Consider the following 22422-nt stretch of genomic DNA (forward strand, 5'->3'; position numbering starts at 1 on the left):
TAGCGTGAAACAAATTTTAAAATTTATATATAAAAATATTCCCTTTAAGACTGTCGTTTTTAAAGGAGTGAGAATGTTTAGATTGCCAGAATCAATTTATAAACATTTATATTTTAAGGGTGTTTTTAGGGTTAAAATAAAAAGAGATCAAACATTTCAAATTAATCATTATGGATTTCAAGTCGAAAACGATATTTTTTGGTCTGGTTTGTTTGGAAGGTGGGAAAAAGATTCACTGTTATTGTGGAGCAGATTATGCGAGAAATCGGATGTAATATTTGATATAGGAGCTAATACTGGGGTTTATTCGTTAATAGCAAAAGCAGTTAATAAGAATAATAATGTTTATGCTTTCGATCCTGTAAAAAGAGTTTACGAGAAACTAGTTCAGAATATTGAGTTGAATAATTATGATATTAAGCCTTATCAAATAGCCTTATCAAATAATACGGGAGTAGCAAAAATCTATGATACTGATTCTGAACATACTTATTCCGTTACAGTTAATAAAAATTTAAACACTACAAAAAGTAAAGTTACAGAGATAGATATTGAAACTCTTCGATTGGATGAGTTTATACCGTTAAATAATATTAATAAAATTGATTTAATGAAAATTGATGTTGAAACTCATGAGCCAGAAGTGTTAGAAGGGATGGGAAAATACCTTAGAAATTATAAGCCTACACTTTTAATTGAGATATTGAATGATGAAATTGCAGGAAAGATAGAGTGCCTAATTCAAGATTTAGATTATATCTATTTTAATTTAAATGAACAAGGTTCTATTCAGAAGGTAGATAGTTTAACAAAGAGTGATTATCATAATTTCTTAATTTGTACAACAGCTGTTGCCTTAGATTTAAATCTCTTAGATTGAGTATAAAAGTTGTTCAAATAATAGCGAATACAAATAAATCTCTTGCATTTGAAATAGTAGCAAAAGGATTTAAAGAAAATAATATTGATGTAACTTACTTTTTGCTTCAAAAAGAAGAGTCAGAATTTTCTAAGTTTTTAGAGTTGATTGGTATAAAATTTTATATAATTCCAATTGATGGAAAAATAAATATTTCGAAGTCTTTCTTTAAAATATTTTACTTGTTAGTTCGGATAAGACCAAAGATTGTACATACTCATTTAAGAGAGGCGAATTTGATTGGACTAACCATTTCAAGCTTTTTATTTATACCAAATAGAATATATACTAGACATCATTCCACTTCAAATATAGAGTACCATCCAGATGCAGTAAAATGGGATAGATATACTAACTATTTATCCACACATATTGTTTCTATTTCTCAAAATGTTACAAATGTTTTAACTGAAAGGGAAAATGTTTCATTAAGAAAAATAACATTAATTCCACATGGGTTTAATATCGACAAGTTTAAACATACAAATGAACAAAAAACAAATAGCTTAAAAGTTAAGTACAATATAAAAGGAGATTCATATCCAATAATTGGGGTTATTTCTAGATACATACACTTAAAAGGGCTGCAACATATAATTCCTGCCTTTTCAGAGCTTAAAAAGATTTACCCTAAAGCATACCTGGTTTTAGCAAATGCAATAGGTAGTGATTCTAATGAAATAAAAAACATGTTAGCTGATAATTTGAAACAAGAAGATTATTTGGAAATTGCTTTTGAAAGTGATCTTTATCATCTGTATGGAGTATTTGATTTTTTCGTGCACACACCTATTAATAATGAAGTTGAAGCATTTGGCCAGACATACGTAGAAGCTTTGGCCGCTGGCGTTCCATCTGTTTTTACGCTTTCAGGAATTGCAAATGACATTATAATTAATGAGAATAATGCTTTAGTTGTAGCTCATAAGTCATCAACTGAGATTTTTAACGCTTTACAAAGATTAATAAAAGATGATTCTTTAAGAAATAAGATAATAGAAAACGGTGAAAAAACAGTTCAATGTTTTTCTGGTGAATTATATGTTGAGAATCATTTAAATTTGTATAAAAAATTATGTCATCCGAAAGACAAGAAATAAACAAAGTTAGTCCATGGTGGGGTGAACACCTTCATCGTTATGAAGAAATACTTAAATCTTTTTCAGGTACAGAAACTATTCTTGATATTGCGTGTGGTTCTGGTTTTGGAACACATTTATTAGCAACTAAAACTGAAGGAAAAGTTTATGGCGGAGATTTGTCTTCTGATGCAATTAATTTATGTCAAAAAACATGGAGAAAAAATAACCTCTCGTTCCAAATAATGGATGGAACAAATCTTTGTTTTGAGGATGATTATTTTGATATTGTTGTTTCTTTTGAAACCATAGAGCATACTACGGAGTTTAATAAGATGATTAATGAATTTAAACGCGTTTTAAAACCTAATGGGATTATTTATTTATCTACACCTAATATAATAATTAATAGCCCTTCAGGAATTGTTACAAACCCATACCATACTCAAGAGTGGAATTATGAAGAATTTATAGAGATTCTCAATTTCCATTTTAATAGTTTTGACTTATATGGGCAGAAATATAATCGATATGCTGAAAATAAAAATATAGGATATTATATTGAGAAACTATTATATAAAAAAGGGGTAAGAAAATTACCTATAAAATTCCAAGATTATATAATGAATGTGTTTGGTCAACCATCAATCTATCCAAAGTCTTCCGAATTTATTTTGGTTAATAATAGCGATGAAATACGTAAATGTAAAACCTTTTTTGCTGTATGTCGTTAGCTAAAGATGTTCTAGTTTCTATAATAATACCTTGTTATAATACAGAACTTTATATTAAGGATACTATAGATTCAATTATAAATCAATCAGTTGAAAATATTGAAATTATAGTTGTTAATGATGGTTCTACTGATAAATCAGTTCAAATTATTGAAAGTATTGAAGATTCTAGAATTAAAATAATTAACCAGAAAAATAAAGGTGTATCGGTTGCTAGAAATAATGGTTTTAATGTTTCAAAAGGTGATTTTGTTATTTTTTTTGATGCTGATGATATTATGTCAGATGGATTTATTGAAAAGAGAATCCAAATATTAAAGAGTAATTTAGATTTAGATTTTGTTTGTTCAAAAATTATCATGTTCAAGAACTTCGGTGAATTTATATCAGAAGATTTAGAAGGACCTGTAATAAATATAGAGGAGAAGATATTGATGTTTCAGAAAAATATTCATACATGCCCTTCAAACTATATGTATAGAAAAAAATCGTTGAAAAAATATAATTTGTTGTACAACCCTGTTTTATCAAGTCCAGCGGATAGATTTTTTCTTTTAGAGGTGGCAAAAGCTAGATTAAGAGGTGTATTGTTAGATAATGGAGGAGAGTTATTCTATCGTATAAATGATAAAAGTATGTCTCACCATCTTACAGAAAATTTAGTGATGAATACTGAATTGTATTATTCCGAATTAATTAGGTGTAATATTATACCCTCTAAACTAAGGAGTAAAACTTTAGCAAAAGGTTATTACATTATTAGTGGTTCTAATTTTAAAATAAAAAGAATAGATAAAGCTTTAAAGTTTGCATTTTTGTCTTTTTTTTATTCCCCATCCGTTTTTATTAGAAATTTATTTTAATCAATCTCTCAAAGATTAAATATATGTGTGGTATAGTAGGTATATATTCTATAGAACAAGTTTTTTCTGAAGAAAAAATAAAGTTAATGACATCAACCTTAATACATAGAGGTCCTGATGCGGGCGGTGTTTATGTTGAGGGTAATATTGCATTAGGACATCGGCGATTGAGTATTTTAGATTTATCGAACAATGCGAATCAACCTATGGTTTCGCATAATGGACGATATGTAATGGTTTATAACGGCGAAGTTTATAATTATAGAGATATAGCTGCCGAATTAAAACAAATTCATCAGATTGATTTTAAAACATCATCAGATTCAGAAGTTATCTTAGAAGCATTTTCTCATTATGGGATGTCTTTTGTTGAAAAATTGAACGGTATGTTTGCTATTGCTATTTATGACAAACAATTACAGGAGCTATTTTTAATTAGAGATAGAATTGGAATAAAACCTTTGTATTATTTCAAACAAGGTAATGATGTAATGTTTGCATCCGAAATAAAAGCCATAAAAGCCGTAAACACACAATTAAAAATTAATCCTCAAGCAATTCAATTATTTCTATATTTAGGTTTTATACCAGCACCTATAAGTATTTATGAAAACTTATATAAATTAGAGTCTGGTCATTACCTTAAAATAACTAAAGGGCGTGTTGAAAAAATAAAATATTGGTCTACTATAGATGCAGTCTCTGATAAAATCATAACCAATGAAAAAGAAGCACTTGTTAAGATTTCAGATTTACTATCAAGTTCAATTCAATATCAATTAAAAAGCGATGTTCCTTTTGGGATTTTTTTATCAGGAGGTATTGATTCCAGTTTAATTACGGCTCAAGCATCATCTATTTCTAGTGTGCCTATTAATACGTTTTCTATTGGATTTAAAGAAAATAGATATAATGAATCTATCTATGCAAAAAAAGTGGCTAATTATTTTAAAACTAACCATACCGAATTTATTGTATCTCAACAAGAAACTTTGGAACAAATAGATGAATTAATAAATGTTTATGATGAGCCTTTTGCTGATTCATCAGCTTTTCCAACTCTTTTGGTTTCCAAATTAGCTAAGAGTAATGTTACGGTATGTTTATCTGGAGAGGGAGGTGATGAATTGTTTTTGGGTTATGGGTCTTATAAATGGGCACAACGATTAAATAACCCTTTAGTACAGACTTTTAGGAAGCCTATTTCATTATTTTTATCTAGCTCAAATACCAAATATAAACGACATTCAAATTATTTTAATTATGCAAATAAGAAATTAATTCCAAGTCATATTCTTTCCCAGGAACAAGACTATTTTTCAATTTTGGAACTAAATAATCTAATGTCAGATGATATTAACCAAAAAGCGAAGGATGGAGTTAATTTTTTGTATGATTTTAACGAAAAGATGGATATTTTAGATAGAAAATTAAATCCAATGGAACGGCAGGCATTTTTTGATTTAAATTATTATTTACAAGAAGATTTGTTAACAAAAGTTGATAGAGCAAGTATGTACTACTCTCTAGAGACTAGAGTGCCATATTTAGATCATCGGTTAATTGAGTTGGCTTTAAACATTTCTCCAAATTTAAAATATAAACATGGAGAAAGTAAATATCTTTTGAAAGAAATTTTGTATCAGTACATACCAAAATCGTATTTTGATAGACCAAAACAAGGGTTTGCAATACCATTATCGATTTGGTTAAAAAATGACTGGAAGTTCCTTATTGACAAATACTTGGATGATAAGATTATTATGAAACATAATGTTGTAAAAGTTGAATATTGTAACGATTTAGTAAATAGATATTTGAAAGGAGAAAATTCATTGTACAATCGAATATGGTTATTGATTGTTTTGCATAAGTTTTTAGAAAAACAATGATATATAATTTTTTATTTCATAGAGTCAGCCCTGAAAGGGATGTATTATGGGACCCGATGGATCCTAAATTATTTCAAAAGTGTATTAGACAAATCACTAATAAGTTTGAAGTGATTAGAATTGAAGACTATGTTCTTGATAAATCGTTATTTCAAAGTGGTAAATATGCGACCATTGTTTTTGATGATGGCTATAAAGACAACATTGAATTTGCTGCAGATATCTTAAATAAGTATAATGTTAAATCATCTTTTTATGTAGTTACAGATTGCATAGATAATAATAGTCTTACATGGACTCATTTGTTAGAATATTTATTCCAACAAGCTAGAAAAATTGAATTAGAGTTACCATACTCATTTCTTCCTTCACACATGAGAAATGTTAAGCTTTGTAATAAATCAGAAATATTAGATTTTATATTAAAATTCAAACCATTCTTAAAAACAATTGCTCATGAAGAAAGAAGCATTGTTCTTAATCATATAACTAAACATTTTTCTGATATAGTATACCCAAAATTGATGATGAATTGGACAGATATTAGACAACTGAATCAATCAGGTCATTATATCGGGTCTCATGGACTAACCCATAATATGCTCGGTACAATGAAGAAAAAAACTGATCAAGTCTTTGAATTATCTCAGTCAGCCACTAGAATTTATCAGGAATTGGGATATTCACCGATATCAATATCTTACCCTATTGGAAGTTATAATAGAGATACAATTGAAGCAGCAAAACTTTTGGGTTATAAATTAGGGCTAGCGGTGAAACAAACAGTGTATAATCCACTTATTGACAATGATTTTGAGATTCCTAGAATAGAACTTTATAATGAGGCTTGGTGGAAAACACAGTTAAGAATATCAAATAAGCTAGAACACATTAAAAAATTAATTCGCTATAAATGAGAGTTGTTCTTTGGATTGGAAAGGAGCCAAATCAAATAGCTCTTTTAAATAAAATTTCAAAACAACACCAAGTTTTAGGTGTTGTTTTAGAAACAAAACAAGGGATAGTTAAAAAAAGAAAACTTACCTTAAACATCGTTATCAAAAAAGTTATTGAAAGAATACTCTTAAGGAAAGTAGCTGTAACATGGAAGATGTTAATGGAACATTATAAGAAGCACTTTGTAGATATTTCGTGTTCAAATATTATAGAAGTTACAAATATCAATTCAAAAGAAGTTATTGATTTTACAAATTCATTGGAATGTGAATTAATCCTAGTTTCAGGAACACTTATTATAAAAAAGCACATGTTTTTGGCAGAATCAACTTATGGAATTATTAATTTACATACAGGTCTTTCTCCATATATAAAAGGGGGTCCGAATTGTACAAATTGGTGTATTGCAACTCGCCAGTTTCATTTAATAGGTAATTCCGTAATGTGGTTGAATGAAGGAATAGATAGTGGAGAATTGATTTTAACAGAATGTACTAAATTTGATGGTAATGAGTCTTTTTTTGAAATACATTTAAAGGTAATGGAACATGCTCATGAATTGTATCTTAAAGCATTGAAATTGATAGAAAGCAATGAGGCGAATCGGGTTAATCAAGATATAATAGGGTGTGGTACAACTTATTACACAAGGGATTGGGGTTTAATTTGGCAAATAAGATTATGTAAAAATTTGAAACAATTTAGTAAAGTGATTAATTCGAATGAGTACAAATTTTTACAGGAAAAAGTAGTAAAGGTTGATTTAAAGAATTGATGAATAAAAAACAGGTATTATATATTTCGTATGATGGAATGACTGACCCACTTGGGCAAAGCCAAGTATTACCTTATTTGGTTGGTTTATCAAAAGAAGGTTTTCAATTTACGCTTGTTTCATGCGAAAAAAAAGAGCGTTACAGTAAAAATAAATCTATTATTGAAGATATTTGTTTTCAATATAATATTGATTGGAAGCCCATTTTTTACACTAAAACACCTCCTGTTTTTTCTACCGTTTGGGATATAATTAAACTCAATAAAAGAGCAAAAAAACTTCATCAAAAAAAACAGTTTCAACTTATACATTGTCGCAGTTATATACCCTCATTAATCGGATTAGCTTTTAAACAAAAGTATGGTGTTAAATTTATTTTTGATATGCGTGGGTTTTGGGCTGATGAGCGTGTAGATGGTGGGATATGGAATCTTAAAAATCCTCTTTTTAAACAGGTTTATAAGTATTTTAAAAAGAAAGAAAAAGAATATTTAACACATGCTGATAAAATCATTTCTTTAACCGATAATGGGAAAAAAGAAATGTTGAATTGGGATATACCAAACTTGTATGCTGAAAAAATAACAGTAATACCTTGTGCAGCAGATTACAACCTCTTTGAATTAGTAACATCTGATAAAAAAGAAAAGGCTAAATACAATTTAAACTTAAATAATGATGAGTTTGTGCTTTCTTATATAGGTTCTTTAGGAACTTGGTATTTGGTTGATGAGATGTTGTTGTTTTTCTCGATTTTGAAATCAAAATATCAAGATGCAAAATTTCTAATTATTACTCCTGACGATAAGAAAACTATTTTTGACTTAGGAAGCAAATACAAGCTAGAACCCGAAGATTTTAGAATTCAATTTGTACAAAGAAATCAGTTGCCAATGGTCGCTTATGCATCTAATGTAAGTATTTTTTTTATAAAACCTTCATATTCTAAAAAAGCAAGTTCACCTACAAAAATGGGCGAATTATTGGCTATGGGGATACCAATTATTTGTAATAATAATGTTGGAGATGTGGAAGAAATTATCAATACTACAGGAGGAGGATTTTGTATTACAGAAATGAATGAAGCCAATTTCACAAAGATTGTTGATTCTTTAGAGCAATTTGCTGATTTTATTGGGTCACATGTAAGGGAAAAATCAAGAGATTACTATGATTTACAAAAGGGATTAAATTTGTATATTTCTGTTTATAAAGAATTATTTTAAGATAAATTTGCCAAATGAACTTTTTACCTTATAATAGATTTCCAACAAAAGAGATAAAACTTGTAAATGATAAATCTATAGCTTCTTTTTTAATTGATAATGATTCAAATTTTGATGAAGAAACGGTTAAATCATTTGGAGATGAATGGTTAAAGTTTAATTTATTTTCAGAAGAAGAAATTAAACTTGCAGGTAATCAGTATTTTGATTTAGTTGGGGAAGATATTTTAAATAAGGAAACTATTGTCCTTGATTTGGGGTGCGGAAGTGGTAGGTGGACAAAGTTTATATCGAAAAAGGTAAAGATAGTTGAAGCAATTGATCCTAGTGATGCTATTATTTCTGCAGCTAATTTAAATAAAAATGAAGAAAATGTTAGAATTACCCAAGCAAGTGTAAGTAATATTCCATTTGAAGATGAAAGTTTTGATTTTGTTATATGTTTGGGAGTTTTACATCATATTCCTAATACATCTCAAGCACTTATTGATGTTGTAAAAAAAATTAAAACTGGGGGATCTATATTGCTTTATTTATATTACAACCTTGATAATAGGGGTATGTTGTATAAATACTTATTCAAAATTTCAACAGTTTTTAGATTAATGATTAGTAAATTACCTCATGGATTAAAGAAATTGACATGTGATATAGTGGCTGTAGTTGTTTATTTACCTTTGGTTTTAATCACAAGAAGTTTAATTAATTTATTTGGGACAAAAAGTTGGATTAAAAAAATTCCATTGTCATATTATTCAGATAAATCATTTAACATCATTCGAAATGATGCTTTAGATCGATTTGGAACACCATTAGAACAACGATTTAGTAAAATTCAAATAGAACAAATGATGTTGAAATCAGGATTAACAAAAATTGTTTTCTCTGATAACGAACCGTATTGGCATGTTTTGGGTACAAAATAATATGTGTAAAAAAATTTTAATTGTAACACACCATCGTAAAGATAGATCTCCTGGTCAAAGATTTAGATTTGAACAATATCTAGATTTTATTTCGGCTAATAACATTCAATTTGAATGGGATATTTTGTTGTCTAAAGAAGATGATTTAATATTTTATTCAAATAGAAACATTAGTAAAATAGTATTAATAATTAAGCTTTTTTTTAAGCGGTTAAAAACGGTGAGAAAAGCAAAAAATTACGATGCAATTTTCATTTTTAGAGAGACATTTGTTGTAGGGGGTGCATTCTTTGAAAGATGGATACATAAACGAAATCCAAATATTATTTTTGATTTTGATGATGCAATATGGCTCAAAAATGTATCAAATCAAAACAAAAAATTTGAGTGGTTAAAAAAACCAGAAAAGACAAATGACATCATTAAAATTTCAAAAGTAATAATTACAGGAAACAGTTATTTATCTCAGTATACTAGAAAAATTAATCCTAAAGTTGTTGTAATTCCGACAACGATTGATACATCGTATCATTTTGTAAGAAATAATAACTGTAAAGATGTAGTTACAATTGGATGGACAGGTTCCTCCACTACCTTGCCTTATTTTGAAGAAATATTGCCAGAATTAGAAAAATTAAAATTAGAGTTTGGTGATAGAATAAACTTTCAAGTTATTGTTGATATTAATAAATATTATTCATCTATAAATACACAAACAACCCCTTGGTCAATAGAAAAAGAGATAGAGGATTTATCTAAAATAGATATAGGTTTAATGCCATTGCCTGATACAGAATGGGCGAAGGGAAAATGTGGCTTTAAAGCATTACAGTATATGAGCTTAGAAATACCTGCTATTGTTTCTGCTGTCGGAGTAAATAAAGAAATTATTAATGATAATGAAAATGGATTTTTAATTTATAATAATGAGTGGATTGATAAAATCAAAATTTTATTAAACAATCCTGAAATAAGAGTTAATATTGGGCGGAGAGCAAGGAAAACAATTGAGCAAGAGTATTCTGTGGAATCAAATAAATTGAAATATTTAAAGATATTTAAAGATATTTAATTGGTCTGTTCCTTTGATTTATAATAAACAATTATTAGGCTTGTAATAAAAAACATTTCGGCTGGTATTTTATAACGCGAAAGTGCTCCAAAATTATAAGAACTAATTCCCACTACCACACCAAAAATTATTGCAAAAAGCATCATAAAAAAAGCCTCTTTACTTTTAAAAAGTAGAATAAATAGTCTTAATCGTAATTTTATTACTAAATATAAGAAAAAAATAAAAAGAACTAATCCTTCAAAAGCACCTAACAATGTAGGTAGATTACGTACTTCCCACAAATATGGTCTAAAAAAAGTAACATTTAGTGCTGCTGGTGCAATTGATAACATTCCTAAAGGTGTGAAATCCATATCGCCTAAAGTATAGCCTGATTGATCTTGGGTTTCTGCTAAGTAGGTGTGCCATCCCTGAAACCCCTCAAGAGTTTTATCTATGTTTTCTAAGTTGTATTTTCCTGCACTTTCAGAGAAACTGAGTGTTAGGAAGTATCCTGAAATTAAAAGGAATACTAGCAGTATAGGTAGTATAATGATTCGAATAAAAGAACCTTTTATTAATTCTTTAGAGCTAGATTGTATCCAAATAAAAAAACAAGGTATAAGAACATACAAAATATAAGGCTTTAACTTAAATAGGATATAAGCGCCTATTACTAAAATTAGGATACTTAATATTTTTTTTCGATTAAAAATAAACAGGTTTGATACTGTATAAATCAACCAGCCTATTATGCCTTGGGTAACAGTGTCTTTTAATATACCAGAACTCCAAAGTATTGCAGTTGGGACGAAAAAAAAACCAATTAATAAATATTTTGAGATGTTTGGGTATAATTTAGATAGGTTTGAGTATCCAAACCAAAGCCCAAGAAATGAAGTGAATGCGAATAAAATGGAGGTTAATAAATAGCTGTTTAATCCTATAAAAGTTAATAAAATAGTGTTATAAGCCATTGTAAAAACATCGTTTGCTCTATAAATATAATTATGTTCAAAACTATAGTCATCAATTAGTTGCTCTGATGATAACAACATTTTTAGATTATCTAAAGGATTGTCAATTATATAATTAACCCATCCTTCAGCTGCATTGAAATAAAAAAAGGTGTCTCCACCTTTATAATAATAAATAGAAAAAAGTGCGAAAAAAATCCCGCCAAATAATTTTGCAGAAAGTGCCCATAAAAAGTATTTGTATTCTGGATTTTCGTGTTTTTTTATACGAATATAAAACAATGCAAACACATAAATAATAAACAAGTATAAAAATGCTAATACAAAATCATATAGTCCTAATTCTGGAATCATATAACTTCAAAAAATGATTTTATACGATTACAAACCAACTCAACATTATTTTTTTCTAATCCATAAAACAAAGGTAACCTCACAACTCTCTCACTTTCTATTTTACTAAAATCATTACCTGAAGAAATAAACTTATATTTAATACCCATATCACTCAAATGTAAAGGAGAATAATGGAAATAAGCACTAACACCAGACTGGCTTAAGTTAGAAATCAATTTATCCCTAACATCTATATTTTTTACTTTAATAAAAAAAATGTGAGCATTATGGTTGTTGGTAGGTTCAGGAAAATCAATCAATCCTTTTTCTTTTAACGGTTGTAAACCTTTTTGATATAAACTGTATAGCTCTTTTCGAGTGTTGGTTACTGATTTCAAACTTTGTAGTTGACCATACAAAAATGCAGCATTAATTTCGCTCAAACCATAACTTGAACCTAAACTTTTCCAGCTGTATGTAGAAATTTTACCTTCAAGAAATTTTTTCCTATCGGTTCCTTTCTCCAAAATAATGTCAATTTTTTCAACCAATTTGCTATTATTTATCAGGATAGCACCACCTTCTCCGCAATGTATGTTTTTAGTATCGTGAAAACTTAAGCATCCTACATCACCAAATGTTCCCAAGTGTTTATTTTGGCAATAAGAATCAATGCTTTGTGCTGCATCTTCAATTAAAAAGAGATTGTTTTTTTTACAAAATTCAACGATTTTTTCAATATTTTCTGCTAGTCCAGCATAATGAACTAACACCACAGCTTTAGTCTTTTTGGTAAGTGCTTTTTCCAGTAAAGTCTCGTCCAAACACATTGTTTTCGGATTGATATCTACAAAAACTAAATTAGCTCCTCTCAACGCAAATGCATTTGCTGAAGAAACAAAAGTATATGACGGTATTATAACTTCGTCTTCTGGTTTCAATCCAATAGCTAAAGCTGATAATTCAAGAGCAGAAGTACAGCTTGTTGTTAATCGAATTTCTTTACATCCAGTTAGTTTAGATAATTCTTCTTCGCACATCCTCGAGAATTTTCCGGGTGATGAAAATACTTTTTCTTGGATTACTTCATTGATGTAAGTAACTTCGTTTCCAGAAATATAAGGTATGTTAAAAGGAATTTTCAAATGTTAAAACTTGTTTTCGCTACAAATAACAAAAATAAAATTAAAGAAATAAAGCATTTAATAGGTAATTCTATCGAATTATTGAGTTTAGAGGATATTGGATGTGTAGAAGATATTCCTGAAACTTCTGATACCATTCAGGGTAATGCTATTCAAAAGGCAAAATATGTTTATGATAATTATGGATACAATTGTTTTGCCGACGATACAGGACTTGAAATTGATGAATTAAATGGAGAGCCTGGTATTTATTCTGCACGTTATGCTGGTGAGCAAAGAAATTCTGAAGATAATATGAATAAAGTGTTGGAAAAATTGAATGATGCAACCAACAGAAATGCTCAATTTAAAACAGTAATCGCATTAATAATTAATGGAGAGATATCTTGTTTTGAAGGGATTGTTAAAGGTGAAATGACTCGTGTTAGGAGTGGCGAAGAAGGCTTTGGATACGACCCAATTTTTAAACCAAAGGGGTATGATATAACGTATTCAGAAATGAATTTGGAGTTGAAAAATAAAATCAGTCATAGGGCTTTGGCTACACATCAATTAATTGAACATCTGCAAAAGATGAGTTCGTTCTAAAAATAAACCACATAGATACATAGTTGTTTGTGAAATCAAAAAAGTTTTTTCGACAAATTCAGCATGAACATAGCTTTCTATAGTTATCCCGATTTATCGGGATAAAACTATTGTATGGCTATATAAAAGAATTGTTCAATGTGAATAGTAGAAATCTATGTGTCTATGTGGTAAATTTTAGTTAAAAATTTCCTCTTAATGTTATTACCAAGTTCCTACCTGGAGCACTAATGTTTGATGCAAAAACTCGATAGTTTTGGTCAAGTATGTTCTCAAGAGCAACTTGTAGTTGCATGTATTTGTTAAATTGATAAGCAGATCTCACATTTAAAGTCATCCAAGAAGGCATATATCCATTAATGGGGTCTGTTGAGTAAGCTTGATTATCTTCTCCGGCAAGATTATAGTCGTTTGAACTTTTTGTTCCATTATACTGAATAAAAAATTCACCCCTAAACTTGTTTAGTTTTAAATTAAAACTTGTTTTTCCGAATACTGGAGAAATATGGTCTAAAGGATAATCTGTTGAATCGGTTTTAAGTCTTCCAAAAGTATAATTAACTGTATTGGTAATCGAAAAATGTTCCGTTACATCAGCATTTAAATAAGCATTAAATCCATAAATAAAAGCCTCTGCAGCATTTACATTTGTGGTTACTTGGCTCAATTGCCCACTATACATTATGGAATCTTGTCCGTTAAATTTACCAGAACTAGAAGTTATCGCATTTTTATATATGGTATAATATCCAGTCCCTCCAACGGTAATCTTATCATCAAAAGTTTTAGATAATCCAAAATCGATGTTATAAGTGTATTCTGGTTTTAAATTTGGATTTGGCACAACCACTCTTCCTGGAACCGACTCAAACACCTTGCTTAAATCATCTACATTTGGAGCTCTAAACCCTGAAGAACCTAACAAAGTAAATCTCCAACCCAACCCTGGCATATAAATCAAACCTAAATTGCCGTTTACAGAAGTACTATGCTGAGTAACTTCTTTAAAAGGAAAAGGGAAGAATGTAGTGTCAATAAACTTGGAATTTAATAACACATTATTTACCCTTAAACCATCGGTTAAAATAAGTTTTTTGCTTATTTCGAATGTATGAGAAAGGTAACCAGCAATACTTTGCATTATAGAACCTCCATCAGGATATCTAGTGTCTATAGGAGCTATTTTTCCAGTTACAATGTTTTGCTCACTTGCAGTAGAATTAACCTGGTTATACCAACCATCAAGTCCATAACGAAATTCATGCTTGTTCAGCTTTTTTTCAAAGTCAGCGTTAAGAGTAAAAACAGCTACGGTTTCAATACGGCGATTGAGCATATCTTTTCTAAATCTTCGGTCGTAACGACTTTCTTCAATGTTCTGATAACCTAATATTATTCTAGCATTGTCATAAATCACATTTTCATTCGACAAGGTTAACGTGTACGATGCAAACATTCTTTTTTGTGGTCCATAATACCATTCTGCAAACTTTGGATTCGTTCCACTAAGTTGAGTTAATCTATCATAACGAGGAACATTAGAAGATGATGAATACTGCAAGTTAATGGTATGTGAGACCTTGCTGCTCTGCTTAAACAAAAACTTTTGTAAGATGTCGTATTGCAAATATCCAGATTGTTTTTGGATGTTAACATTGTTGTTGGTCAACATCGAATCTTTTCCATTTATGCGTTCTACGTAGAAAGTTCTTTTTCCAAAATCACCATAAAAAGGGTTTCTGATGTTACCTTGACGTAAATCTCCAAACTTAGAATAAGTAATGCTGGTTAGTGAACCAAATTTTTTTCCGCCAACACTTATGTCCGTATGCCCAGTTTGTTCGTTATAAGCAGTGGAGTAACGAGTAAAAGCATTTGATTTTACAGTTAAACTTGTACTGTCGGATAAAATCGGATTTTTAGTATAAAAGTGCATTACACCGCCCAAAGCATCGCTACCATACATTACAGAACCTGGACCAAAAACAATTTCTAATTTATCTAACATAGAGTTGTCGAGTGTAATAATATTTTGGAGATGACCTCCACGATAAATGGCATTATTCATTCGGACACCATCAACAACCATTAATACTTTGTTGGTCTCAAATCCTCTAATAACAGGGCTTCCACCACCAAGCTGACTTTTTTGTACCAATACATTCCCCGAACTCTGCATTACTTCGGCAGTGGTTTGTTGGTTCATAAAAGCCAATTCTTTTGACTTGATAACTTGAATGGGTTGTGCTACGTCTTTTATTTTTTCTTCAAAACGACTAGCAGAAATAACCACTTCATCAATAGAAAATGATTTTTCGGATAAGCGAACAGTATAATTTAAAGCTATTAATTCACTATAACTATAAGCTTTAATGGTGTAGCCAATATGACTAAACACAATCGTATCCATATTTTTGAACGCACTGATGTCAGCCAAACCTTTGGTGTTGGTAATGGCTGATATGGTTGGGTTGCTGCAATAAATAGCTACTTCTGATAAAGGCTGCAAGTTAGTGTTATCAGTAACTTTTACCAATTGAGCACACAACGATAACGAGTATATTATACTCGTAAAGAGTAAAATAATTTTTCTCATTTTTATTGGGTTATTAAACAAATAAGTAAAGGCAGTTGTACAAAATACACCGCCAATTTTTTAATTAAAGAGTAATTTAAACCAATTCGGGAGGTGGGTTTGTTGTACCAATAAATGGTATTTGATAATAACAAGAATAATTTGTTAGAGGCTTTTTGATTAACAAAATATCCAAATTTAATGTGACTTCATTACTAGGAAAGTATATATTAGATAGAAGTTTAAATACATTTTTTATAGGATGAGAACCATTGTTTTTGGAGTCCATACTTTTTTTAACTTCATCATTTAGTCTGGCAAAAAGTATAGTTTCTTGACTATCAGTAATGCAATGTAAAAGTGTTGTAGTTTCGTTTACACTTTCTTTTTTCACTACATCGTACATTACTCCTTTATAGCGAAACTCCCTTTCGTGTTCCCAATCAAATTCGTTGCTATTTTGTTGAGTTAAAACTATAGTGGTTAAATCTTCGGTGGGAACATGGTTTTTAATTCGCTGCTTTATTTCTCTTTTTACTTGATATTGTTGAACTTTAAATAACACAACAACCCCAACTGCATTAAACAGTAATGTAAGTAAAAGTAATATAGCGAAGGTTTTTTTTACCACTACACCAAAGGTACATTAAATCATAAATAATTTAAGTGGTAATTAAGTAAAGTTAAAATTGAATAATTTTTGTGATATTATTGGCAAGAAAATAACGTTTAAATAAAAAAGACCCCAACGAAAGTTGAGGTCTCTGTGGGCCCACTTGGAATCGAACCAAGCACCTACTGATTATGAGTCAGTTGCTCTAACCGAATGAGCTATAGGCCCTTTTGTGTATTACACAAAATTAAGGGTGCAATTTTACGTATTTGAAATTAAATAACCAATAAATAGCGGGACTATTTTGCTATTTTTGTTTTCTGTAAATGCTAAAAGGGATTGAAAATATCATATTTGATTTAGGAGGGGTTATTATCAATCTTAATCAAGACTTAACCCATAAGGCTTTTAAAGAATTGTTTGATGATAATTTTGATAAAATTATTGCTGAAGCAACAGCTAATAATATATTTGAACATTATGAAACAGGCAATTTATCTACGCTTCAGTTTTTAAATTTCTTTCAAAAATATAAGCCAGTATTGAGCCATCAACAATTAATTTCAGCATGGAATAGTATGCTGTTGGATATTCCAAAATCAAGAATAGACTTAATCAAAGAGCTATCGAAAAATTATAATGTTTATCTACTGAGTAATACCAATGAAATACATTACAATTATATTGAAGACTACTATCAACGAATTTTTATACAGGGTAATTTTGAGTCGTTGTTTAATAAAGTTTACCTTTCTTATCAAGTAAGATTGAGAAAACCAACCCTTGAAATTTTTGAGTTTGTATTGGATAACGGCAGCCTTAATCCTGAAAAAACCTTGTTTATTGATGATTCATTAGAACACATTAATTCAGCACTAAAACTGGGCATTAAAGCTCAGCATTTGAATCTTAACAATAATGATACATTAACAACATTGCTAAATGAATATTAACGGAAAACATCATCATACGATTTGGGTTAATGAAACTAATCCTGCGTTAATCCAAGTTTTTGACCAACGCTATTTTCCTCATAAAATTGAAGTTTTTGATATTTCTACAACCAACGAAGCAGCTTTTGCTATTAAAGATATGGTAGTTAGAGGTGCACCATTAATTGGAGTTACAGCTGCTTATGCGATGTATTTGGGTTGTTTAGAAGCAAAATCGCAGCCTAGACCTCAAGAATACTTAAAAAAAGTAGCTGAAAAACTAAATGCAACCCGACCTACGGCTGTAAATTTGGCTTGGGCAATAACAGAAATGATTAAAGCTATTGATGGAATTGAAGATGCTGATGATAGAATTGGAGTAGCGTTAAAACGAGCTAATGAAATTAAACAAGAAGACATCGATATCTGTTTTAATATTGGACAGCATGGATTAAAAATAATTCAAGAAATTGCAGAAAAAAAAGGTTCTAGAGTAAATGTTTTGACCCATTGCAATGCTGGTTGGTTAGCTACTGTCGATTGGGGAACAGCAACATCGCCCATTTATCAAGCATATCAAGCAGGTATTGACGTACATGTTTGGGTAGATGAAACTCGTCCAAGAAATCAAGGGGCTAACTTAACTGCTTTTGAATTAAATCAACAAGGCGTTCCACACACTTTAATTAATGATAATACGGGCGGGCATTTAATGCAGCATGGAATGGTTGATTTGGTTATTGTGGGTACTGATAGAACCACTCGAAATGGAGATGTTGCCAATAAAATTGGAACATATTTAAAAGCGCTTGCAGCTCACGACAACAATGTGCCTTTTTATGTAGGATTACCTTCGTCAACATTAGATTTTAATATGATTGATGGGGTTAAAAACATCCCTATAGAAACTCGTGATGAAAATGAAGTAAAGTACATACAAGGGTTGGAAAAAGGTGAAATTAAATCTGTATTGATTTGTCCTGAAACTACTCCAGCATTAAACTATGGGTTTGATGTTACTCCTGCAAAATATGTAACAGGATTGATTACCGAAAGAGGTATTTGTAAGGCTTCAGAAGAAGGAATTAAAGCATTGTTTCCTGAAAAATTTTAACATGAGCAATCAAAAGCACAATATAGACGAAGGGTACATAAAATTTAATATTGAATGGATTAATGAGCCGTTATGTGTTGATGTGCCTAAAGAGTTGATGTTATGGAGGGACAAAATGCACGAATTAAAACAAATTGGTCATTATGCTGAGATAAACATTGGATATGGAAATATAAGTGTTAAACTAGATAATGGATTTTTAATTTCAGGTACTCAAACGGGTAATATTTTTCCCATTCAACCTAACCATTTTACGTTGGTATCTGATTACAATATTGCTCAAAATAGTGTTGTTTGTATAGGTCCAATAAAAGCTTCGTCTGAATCAATGACTCATGCAGCAATTTACGAAGCTCATCCATCAATCAAAGCAATTATTCACATTCATAATTTAGATTTATGGGAGGAGCTATTGAACAAAGTACCAACAACAAATAAAGATGTTCCATACGGAACGCCAGAAATGGCGAATGAAGTATTTCGTTTATTTAAAGAAACAAACGTAGATAAAGAGAAAATAATTGTAATGGCTGGTCACGACGAAGGTATTATTGCCTTCGGAAAAAATTTGGACGAAGCAGGAGCGGTTTTACTTAATTTCTTGACAAAGTTCAATTAACACTCCATTTGCAGATTTTGGATGCACAAAGCATACTAATTTGTTGTCAGCCCCTTTCTTTGGATTTTCATTAAGAATAACAAATCCTTCTGATTTTAAACGAGACATTTCAGCATAAATGTCTTCCACATCAAAAGCAATATGATGAATGCCTTCACCTTTTTTTTCGATAAACTTGGCAATTGCACTATCAGGATTGGTAGCTTCTAATAATTCAATTTTATTCTCACCTACCATAAAAAAAGAAGTGGAGACCGCTTCACTTTCTACCGATTCAGTTTTATAAGGTTCTTGATTAAAGATTTTGCTATAAATTAAATTAGCATCGTTTAAGTTTTTAACCGCTATCCCTATGTGTTCTATCTTTTTCATTATTATGTCGAAAAAAAAAGTCCCGAAATTTCGGGACTTAGTATAAAATATTTTTTTCAGCTTATTTCTTTACGAAAGTATCTGTTTTGTTATCGTAATTTAAATAGTAAATTCCTTTTTTAAGGTTTGTAACATCCACTTTTTCACCAAATCCTTTCTTAACAATGTTTCCGAAACTATCGTAAACCTCAAATAATGTTTCTCCAGTAAAAGTTAAGAAATCTTTTGCTTTAATTGGACTAAAAGTAACTTCTCCACTTGTAGAAATATAACGAGAAGCTTGTGAATATCTAGGTTTGCTAGAGTAATCAACTTGTTTTACTCTAAATTTATTCTCACCAGAGTGAGGAGTGATTTTAAAATCGTATTTATTTTCATCTACAGCACCGTTACCATCAACTTCGCCCACTTTAATCCATTTGTTCCATCTGTATTGCTCAATAATATAAGCCAATTTACCTGTTTCGTTTTTTGTAGTCCAAACAAAGTTGCCATCTTTTGAAATGTCCATTGAAACAATTTCGAATGTACTTTTTGGCTTTAAAACCTCAGGGTTTAAAACTTTTGGTTTACAATCATCTTTATGTTTGATTTTAACGATAACTGGATCGCCAACTTTTAATTGGAAATTTGCAAAATCTATTTCAAAAGCACTAGAGTTAACCTCGTCAGTAGTAACATCACCATTAATGGTTACTTCGAAAGTACAAAAACCAACACCACTACCAGCAAATGGATTTTGAACGTAAAGGTTTTTTCCTTGATAATGACCTTCTAAAACAATAACTCCAGCGTTTACATTTAATGTAAGAACAGCTAAAAGTATTATGGTTAAAATTCGTTTCATTTTGTTCTGAATATAGAATTAGAGTAATTTAATGTGCAATATTAAAACCTTATTTGGTTTTTTCAAAATTTTTCTTGCGATTTTATCTAAAATATAACCCGATTAATCGATTTTGTTAAACTATTCAACTAACATTCTTGCGATAGTTAATTTTATAACATTATGTCCAAATATAATAAAAATTCATAATATTTTAAACATATGTTGTTAAAAAACTTATTTTTTTAAAAGTGAGGTTAAAATTGAAGCTATTCCAATTAACATTAAAATGCTAAAAATCAATATCAAATACGAAGAAAATTTAGTTTGATATCCAAAACCATGGAGAGTGATAAATAATTCGCTAAAAACAAACCCAACAATTATTAACCATAAACTATATTTTATAGCAGTAGTGTTTTTAAAAATGTTTGTTAGCTTAAAAAAAACGAGTAACGAAAATGTAATGAACCCAATCAAGGTGAGATGTATGAAGCTCATGATAATATACCGATTACCAAAAGCAATATTTTGAAAAATTGTTAGAACAGAGATTGATTGTAGAAGTGTTTTGACAAAAAAAGAAAAAACAAAAATCAGTATTAATGTTTTGGTAAGTCTTGTGTTTTGTTTGAAAAAGGGTTTAATATTCGGTAAAATAGCAATGGCAAAATACACTAAAGCAATAAGCTGCATTATAGAAGCTATAGATGCATAAATCAGTATGTTGTTTCTGAACGTCATTCCCAATAACATTAAAAAATAAGCAGGAACAACTGACGCAGTTAAAAGATAAAAGAAGATGTTAAAATGTTTCGTATGTGTTATTTTACCATGGTTATCTAAGTGATAAATTAAAATTCCGAGTGCCGCAAACGTAAAATAGCCATTAAACTGAAAATGTAAAAAGAAATAAATGGTTGAATGATAAAGTTCGCTACCTGCAAGTCCTTTAGCAGAAATAATTCCAATTGCCCAAGGAGCTAATGTCGATAACACATAAAGCATTAAACCTGTTTTTATATATTTTACAGGCAACGAATGTTGATTTAATAAGGTATTCTTTTTTACATCAATAAAAAAACGAGCAACAAACCAATAACTCATCAATTGAAATAGAGTGGAAAACAATATAGAAAAGAAACCATACCCCTGATAAATAAAGGAAATAAGTATGCCAACAATTACTGTTGTTGTGAGCAGAAATTGTAGCTTGTAACCATTTTTTATAATGTCCTGTCTACTAATGAAAGTGGTGGTGATGATATAAAAAAATGAAAGATAGACCCACCCCTGGAAAGCAACATGAGAATGAGCATGCAACAAATTGGAATATGTGAAGGGAACAGATAATATTGGAAATATTCGCATGACAACTCCTAAAAGAGCTACCATAAACAAAAATGAAAAACTAATGCGAATTAATTTTGGACTCAAAATGTATTTAGTGTTTACCTTTTCGACTTAAAAAAAGTAGTTAATAATTCGGTAGATTCATTACTCAGCGTATTGGCTATCACTTCTGTTTTAGGGTGAAGAATATTTTTGCCTATAGAATTAAAACCTCGTTTTTCATCTGAAGCAGCGTAAACTATTTTTTTTACTTGGCTCCAATAAAGTGCACCAGCACACATTACACAAGGTTCTAAAGTGACATAAATAGTACATTCGTTTAAATACTTTCCACCTAAAAAGTTGGTTGTCGATGTTATTGCTAACATTTCAGCATGAGCAGTTACATCGTTAAGTTTTTCTGTCATGTTGTGTGCTCGGGCAATTATTTTATTGTCGCAAACCACAATTGCTCCTACAGGAACTTCATCTTCATCAAAAGCCTTTTGAGCTTCCTTTAAAGCTTCTTTCATAAAATATTCGTCAGAAAAAACAGATAGCATGCGGA

At 29.9% G+C, this 22422-nt stretch carries 22 protein-coding genes and 1 tRNA gene; 14 read left to right on the top strand and 9 right to left on the bottom strand.

Annotated features, from left to right (window positions below):
- Positions 1-4: 4 nt before the first annotated feature.
- Genes H6589_00150 through H6589_00195 form a run of 10 tightly spaced genes read left to right on the top strand, consistent with a single transcriptional unit; the run spans position 5 to position 10443 of the window.
- Positions 5-880: an FkbM family methyltransferase gene (locus H6589_00150; GenBank protein MCB9173002.1), complete on the top strand. Its 876-nt coding sequence runs from the start codon at positions 5-7 to the stop codon at positions 878-880.
- Entirely contained in the window at positions 877-2019 is a 1143-nt protein-coding gene (locus tag H6589_00155) for a glycosyltransferase family 4 protein (protein MCB9173003.1), read from the top strand. The genes H6589_00150 and H6589_00155 overlap by 4 nt, the downstream gene beginning before the upstream one ends.
- Complete coding sequence (locus H6589_00160) at positions 1995-2732, top strand: class I SAM-dependent methyltransferase (protein MCB9173004.1); 738 nt, start codon at positions 1995-1997, stop codon at positions 2730-2732. The genes H6589_00155 and H6589_00160 overlap by 25 nt, the downstream gene beginning before the upstream one ends.
- Positions 2723-3595 (top strand): glycosyltransferase family 2 protein, encoded by an 873-nt coding sequence (locus H6589_00165; protein MCB9173005.1) that lies wholly within the window; start codon positions 2723-2725, stop codon positions 3593-3595. Before H6589_00160 ends, H6589_00165 begins: the two co-directional genes overlap by 10 nt.
- Before the next feature lie 23 nt (positions 3596-3618).
- Positions 3619-5487 (top strand): asparagine synthase (glutamine-hydrolyzing), encoded by a 1869-nt coding sequence (gene asnB / locus H6589_00170; protein MCB9173006.1) that lies wholly within the window; start codon positions 3619-3621, stop codon positions 5485-5487.
- Positions 5484-6404, top strand: coding sequence for a polysaccharide deacetylase family protein (locus tag H6589_00175; protein MCB9173007.1), 921 nt, complete (start codon positions 5484-5486; stop codon positions 6402-6404). Before asnB ends, H6589_00175 begins: the two co-directional genes overlap by 4 nt.
- Positions 6401-7219 carry a hypothetical protein gene (locus tag H6589_00180; GenBank protein MCB9173008.1) on the top strand — a complete coding sequence of 273 codons (819 nt, stop codon included), beginning with the start codon at positions 6401-6403 and terminating at the stop codon, positions 7217-7219. The genes H6589_00175 and H6589_00180 overlap by 4 nt, the downstream gene beginning before the upstream one ends.
- Positions 7219-8445 (top strand): glycosyltransferase, encoded by a 1227-nt coding sequence (locus H6589_00185; protein ID MCB9173009.1) that lies wholly within the window; start codon positions 7219-7221, stop codon positions 8443-8445. The genes H6589_00180 and H6589_00185 overlap by 1 nt, the downstream gene beginning before the upstream one ends.
- A 14-nt stretch (positions 8446-8459) precedes the next feature.
- Positions 8460-9371: a class I SAM-dependent methyltransferase gene (locus H6589_00190; GenBank protein MCB9173010.1), complete on the top strand. Its 912-nt coding sequence runs from the start codon at positions 8460-8462 to the stop codon at positions 9369-9371.
- Positions 9352-10443, top strand: coding sequence for a glycosyltransferase (locus H6589_00195; protein MCB9173011.1), 1092 nt, complete (start codon positions 9352-9354; stop codon positions 10441-10443). The genes H6589_00190 and H6589_00195 overlap by 20 nt, the downstream gene beginning before the upstream one ends.
- Here the strand turns inward: H6589_00195 and H6589_00200 are convergent.
- Together H6589_00200 and rffA are read right to left on the bottom strand one after the other, a co-directional pair.
- Positions 10440-11756 (bottom strand): hypothetical protein, encoded by a 1317-nt coding sequence (locus H6589_00200; GenBank protein MCB9173012.1) that lies wholly within the window; start codon positions 11754-11756, stop codon positions 10440-10442. The genes H6589_00195 and H6589_00200 overlap by 4 nt on opposite strands.
- Positions 11753-12883, bottom strand: coding sequence for a dTDP-4-amino-4,6-dideoxygalactose transaminase (gene rffA, locus H6589_00205; GenBank protein ID MCB9173013.1), 1131 nt, complete (start codon positions 12881-12883; stop codon positions 11753-11755). Before rffA ends, H6589_00200 begins: the two co-directional genes overlap by 4 nt.
- Between rffA and H6589_00210 the strand changes: the two genes are divergently transcribed.
- A complete protein-coding gene (locus tag H6589_00210) occupies positions 12884-13471 on the top strand; it encodes a non-canonical purine NTP diphosphatase (protein ID MCB9173014.1) in 588 nt (195 codons plus the stop codon). It abuts the gene before it with no gap.
- 181 nt (positions 13472-13652) lie between these two features.
- Here H6589_00210 and H6589_00215 read toward each other — a convergent pair whose 3' ends face one another.
- From H6589_00215 to H6589_00225, 3 genes are all read right to left on the bottom strand, one after another.
- Positions 13653-16067, bottom strand: a complete 2415-nt coding sequence (locus tag H6589_00215) for a TonB-dependent receptor (GenBank protein MCB9173015.1) — start codon at positions 16065-16067, stop codon at positions 13653-13655.
- A gap of 76 nt (positions 16068-16143) precedes the next feature.
- On the bottom strand, positions 16144-16677 hold the full coding sequence (locus H6589_00220) for a hypothetical protein (protein MCB9173016.1): 534 nt from the start codon (positions 16675-16677) through the stop codon (positions 16144-16146).
- A 136-nt stretch (positions 16678-16813) separates the two neighbouring features.
- Positions 16814-16887 (bottom strand) — tRNA-Ile (locus H6589_00225).
- 98 nt (positions 16888-16985) lie between these two features.
- Between H6589_00225 and H6589_00230 the strand changes: the two genes are divergently transcribed.
- Genes H6589_00230 through H6589_00240 form a run of 3 tightly spaced genes read left to right on the top strand, consistent with a single transcriptional unit; the run spans position 16986 to position 19324 of the window.
- Positions 16986-17612: an HAD family phosphatase gene (locus H6589_00230; protein MCB9173017.1), complete on the top strand. Its 627-nt coding sequence runs from the start codon at positions 16986-16988 to the stop codon at positions 17610-17612.
- Entirely contained in the window at positions 17602-18705 is a 1104-nt protein-coding gene (gene mtnA / locus H6589_00235; protein ID MCB9173018.1) for an S-methyl-5-thioribose-1-phosphate isomerase, read from the top strand. Before H6589_00230 ends, mtnA begins: the two co-directional genes overlap by 11 nt.
- Position 18706: 1 nt before the next feature.
- On the top strand, positions 18707-19324 hold the full coding sequence (locus H6589_00240) for a class II aldolase/adducin family protein (protein MCB9173019.1): 618 nt from the start codon (positions 18707-18709) through the stop codon (positions 19322-19324).
- Here H6589_00240 and mce read toward each other — a convergent pair.
- The 4 genes from mce to H6589_00260 all read right to left on the bottom strand — a co-directional run bounded on the left by mce (position 19295) and on the right by H6589_00260 (position 22417).
- Positions 19295-19696 carry a methylmalonyl-CoA epimerase gene (mce, locus tag H6589_00245; protein ID MCB9173020.1) on the bottom strand — a complete coding sequence of 134 codons (402 nt, stop codon included), beginning with the start codon at positions 19694-19696 and terminating at the stop codon, positions 19295-19297. The genes H6589_00240 and mce overlap by 30 nt on opposite strands.
- Before the next feature lie 61 nt (positions 19697-19757).
- The gene (locus H6589_00250) at positions 19758-20543 is read right to left on the bottom strand and encodes a hypothetical protein (GenBank protein ID MCB9173021.1); all 786 of its coding nucleotides are present in this window, start codon (positions 20541-20543) and stop codon (positions 19758-19760) included.
- Between the two features lie 216 nt (positions 20544-20759).
- A complete protein-coding gene (locus H6589_00255; GenBank protein ID MCB9173022.1) occupies positions 20760-21629 on the bottom strand; it encodes a hypothetical protein in 870 nt (289 codons plus the stop codon).
- A 344-nt stretch (positions 21630-21973) separates the two neighbouring features.
- Positions 21974-22417 (bottom strand): nucleoside deaminase, encoded by a 444-nt coding sequence (locus H6589_00260; GenBank protein MCB9173023.1) that lies wholly within the window; start codon positions 22415-22417, stop codon positions 21974-21976.
- Positions 22418-22422 lie beyond the last annotated feature (5 nt).

It is taken from the genome of Flavobacteriales bacterium (genome assembly GCA_020635795.1).
Lineage (GTDB): Bacteria > Bacteroidota > Bacteroidia > Flavobacteriales_E > Vicingaceae > Vicingus.